Below are 3,779 nucleotides of genomic sequence, written 5' to 3' on the forward strand. Positions count from 1 at the left end.
AAACAAACCCTCTAAACCCTTTTACATCAAGGATTTAGAGGGTTTTTCATTTAATTAAGTGTCAAACTCGGGAGAATATAGGTGTTTTATTAATTGTAATTGGTAAATAAGCAACCATTGACGTTAAAATGATAAATACGAGCAGATCAGACAGTCGAAACGATGCATTAACAAACTCATAATTAAAAAGCAATATCATAACAGTTGGCCAAATGGCAAGCCAAATTAACCAGACTGCAAGTTGTTTCTTTCGAGACAACATTTCTTCACCTCACTACTAAAACTTCAGTGTTTCCTTTTAATTGATCAGACTAACATTATTACTTAGTATAGACATTAATCACTTAACAATCAATACAAATCACTCAGTCAATTGGTTTATAGTGGTAATAATACCGACTAAAGTCACTTGGTGTAAAAATAGAGAAGAGCTAACCATTATAGGGTAGCTCTTCGGAATTTATTTATTTAATTCATTTAAGCGATTAACTACTTTCTCGCGTTGCTCTAAATATTCCTGCTCTTTTTCTTTTTCAGCTGCGACAACTTGCTCGGGTGCTTTTTTGACAAAGCCAGCGTTGCCTAATTTCTTTTGCACACGATCGACTTCTTTATTTAATTTCTCAAGTTCCGCTTCAAGTCGAGCAATTTCTTTCTCATAATCAATTAAGCCTGCCAGTGGTAAGTAAAGCTCCGCTCCTGAAACAACGGCTGACATCGATTCAGCTGGTGCTACTGCATCTGTTGCAATTGTTAAGTTTTCTGTACGACAGAAGCGTTCAATATAATGTTGATTTTGCTTCAGTTCTTCAGCAATTTGCTCATTATTTGCTTTAATAACAAGATCAATTGGTTTCGACATTGGCGTGTCAACTTCAGCTCGAATGTTCCGCACCGAGCGAATAATATCAACTAAATGCTTCATCTCTGTAGCTGCTTGCTGGTTTGACAAGTCTTCATTCACTTCTGGCCAGCTCGCTTTTGTGATTGACTCACCTTGATGCGGGATATGTTGCCAAATTTCTTCTGTTACAAACGGCATAAATGGATGGAGCATTCGTAAAATTTGATCAAGTACGTAGGCTAGAATTGAACGTGTCGTTTGCTTCGCTGCTTCATCCTCACCGTTGAGTGGGATTTTAGCCATTTCAATATACCAATCACAGAAATCATCCCAAATAAAGTTATAGAGATAACGTCCAACCTCACCATAATCATAACGCTCACTGTGGCGATTGACTTGTGCGATGGTCTCGTTCAATCGCGTTAAGATCCACTCATCAGCTACATTTTTCTTGCCAGTGAGATCAATCGTTTCAGTCGTCATTCCTTCAATGTTCATCATCACAAAGCGTGATGCATTCCAAATTTTATTAATAAAGTTCCACGTCGATTCAACCTTTTCCCATTGGAAGCGAACGTCTTGACCAGGTGATGAACCAGTCGCTAAGAAATAACGCAGTGAATCGGCACCATATTTTTCGATCACATCCATTGGATCAACACCATTATTTAGTGATTTACTCATCTTCTTGCCATCTGCATCTCGAACTAAACCGTGGATCAGTACATCTTTAAATGGACGCTGATCAGTAAAATGCTTCGATTGGAAAATCATTCGTGCAACCCAAAAGAAAATAATGTCATAGCCAGTTACAAGTGTATTTGTCGGGAAATAACGTTTAAAGTCTGTATCATCAGTATCAGGCCAGTTTAAAGTAGAAAATGGCCATAGTGCGGATGAGAACCACGTATCTAGTACATCCTCATCTTGCTCCCAATTTTCACTATCTACTGGCGCTTCTTTACCAACATAGATTTCACCTGTTTCTTTATGATACCAGGCTGGAATTCGGTGTCCCCACCAAAGTTGACGTGAAATACACCAATCACGGATATTATCCATCCAGCGTAAATAGGTACCTTCGAATCGTTCAGGGACAAAGTTAACCTTTTGCTCTGGATCTTGTTGCATTTTAACCGCTTCTTCAGCAAGTGGTTGCATGCGGACAAACCATTGTGTTGATAAATACGGTTCAACAACAACGCCCGTTCTTTCCGAGTGACCAACAGAGTGAATGTGCTCTTCAATTTCAAATAGCGTTCCGTCTGCTTGGAGGTCTTTAACGATCTGCTTTCGACATTCAAATCGATCCATACCTTCATATTTACCGGCATTCTCATTCATTGTTCCATCTTCATTCATCACGAGAACGCGTTCAAGACTGTGGCGATTACCGATCTCAAAGTCATTTGGATCGTGAGCAGGTGTGATTTTTACCGCCCCTGAGCCAAATTCGCGATCAACATAAGTATCCGCAACAATTTCAATTTCACGACCAACAATCGGTAAAATAACTTTTTTACCAATTAAATGTTGGTAACGCTCATCTTTCGGGTGAACGGCGATCGCAGTATCACCTAACATCGTCTCCGGACGTGTTGTGGCAATTTCAATGTGACCCGAGCCATCCTTCAGTGGATATTTCATATGATAGAAATGCCCAGTCACTTCTTCGTGGATCACTTCAATATCAGATAATGCCGTTTGATTTGATGGATCCCAGTTAATAATATATTCACCACGATAAATTAAATCTTCTTCATATAATTTAATGAAAACTTCCTTAACTGCTTCTGACAAGCCCTCATCAAGTGTGAAACGCTCTTTTGAATAGTCTAAGCCAAGCCCAAGACTCTCCCATTGTTCGCGAATAAAATCAGCATAAGATTCCTTCCACTCCCACGATTTCTCGATAAACTTCTCCCGACCTAAATCATAGCGACTGACGCCTTCCTCACGCAGTTTAGCTTCAACTCTAGCCTGCGTTGCAATACCGGCATGGTCCATTCCCGGTAAATAAAGCACATCATAACCCTGCATCCGCTTCATTCTTGTAATAATATCTTGTAATGTCGTATCCCATGCATGGCCAATATGGAGCTTTCCAGTTACGTTGGGCGGCGGAATCACTATCGTGTACGGCTGTTTTTTCGGATCTCCAGTTGCTTCGAAAAATTTACCCTCAACCCAATATTGATAGCGCCCTTTCTCAACGGCGGCAGAATCATATTTCGGGGGTAAATTATGTTGCTCTTTTGTCATCTTATTTCCTCCTAATTTGGTACAGTCATTTTTGCATCAAAAAAACCCAATTTATCCTCTAAATAAAAAGGACGAATTGGGTTAAACATTCCGTGGTACCACCTTTGTTTACAGCCTAAATAAGCTGTACACTTCATTGATTGATAACGGTTTTAAACCGGTTTTACCTATTGATCGATTGACGTTCAGTAAAACAACATCCAAGGCTACCTTCTGCGGGCGAGTGACTTAGAAATCTTTCAGCACGTGATTCCCTCTCTAAAAGTATCGTCAGCATACTCTTCCTCTTCATCGTTATTAAAAATATATCTATACGCTATTTTAGCCAATAACCACTACTAAAGTCAACAATCAATCACTAAAAAGTGATACTATCGTCTAATTGTTGCATATAATACACCATTAGGTTAGTGAAGGGGTGAGAAAATGTTCCGCAATAGACGCTTCCGCATTCCACCAGAATATCGCGAATATTTAGTCCTAATCGAGCGTAGCCTAGTCCCTATTTCAATCGTGCAAATGGTTCGAACAATTTTATTCCCTTCATTGTTAGATATTATTTTACTGGTAATCTTTATTGGCGCATACGCATTATTATACTTCCTGCATTATTCATAACTTGATTTTTTATAGGTGATTTGCCCATTAAATTGCCAAAAGTGAATGCCAGTTA

Annotated in this window: 3 protein-coding genes and 1 other annotated feature; of the genes, 1 reads left to right on the forward strand and 2 read right to left on the reverse strand. The window is 39.2% G+C overall.

What is annotated here, in order from left to right:
• Positions 1–61: 61 nt before the first annotated feature.
• The gene (locus ABD814_RS03090) at positions 62–262 is read right to left on the reverse strand and encodes a hypothetical protein (RefSeq protein WP_344910235.1); all 201 of its coding nucleotides are present in this window, start codon (positions 260–262) and stop codon (positions 62–64) included.
• Positions 263–460: 198 nt separating this feature from the next.
• Positions 461–3,106 carry a valine--tRNA ligase gene (locus tag ABD814_RS03095; protein WP_344910237.1) on the reverse strand — a complete coding sequence of 882 codons (2,646 nt, stop codon included), beginning with the start codon at positions 3,104–3,106 and terminating at the stop codon, positions 461–463.
• Between the two features lie 64 nt (positions 3,107–3,170).
• Positions 3,171–3,407, reverse strand: a binding site (T-box leader).
• A gap of 125 nt (positions 3,408–3,532) precedes the next feature.
• Here ABD814_RS03095 and ABD814_RS03100 point away from each other — a divergent pair.
• A complete protein-coding gene (locus ABD814_RS03100) occupies positions 3,533–3,724 on the forward strand; it encodes a hypothetical protein (protein ID WP_344910239.1) in 192 nt (63 codons plus the stop codon).
• Positions 3,725–3,779: the final 55 nt, after the last annotated feature.

This window comes from Amphibacillus indicireducens, assembly GCF_039539605.1.
Taxonomy (GTDB): Bacteria; Bacillota; Bacilli; order Bacillales; family Amphibacillaceae; genus Amphibacillus; species Amphibacillus indicireducens.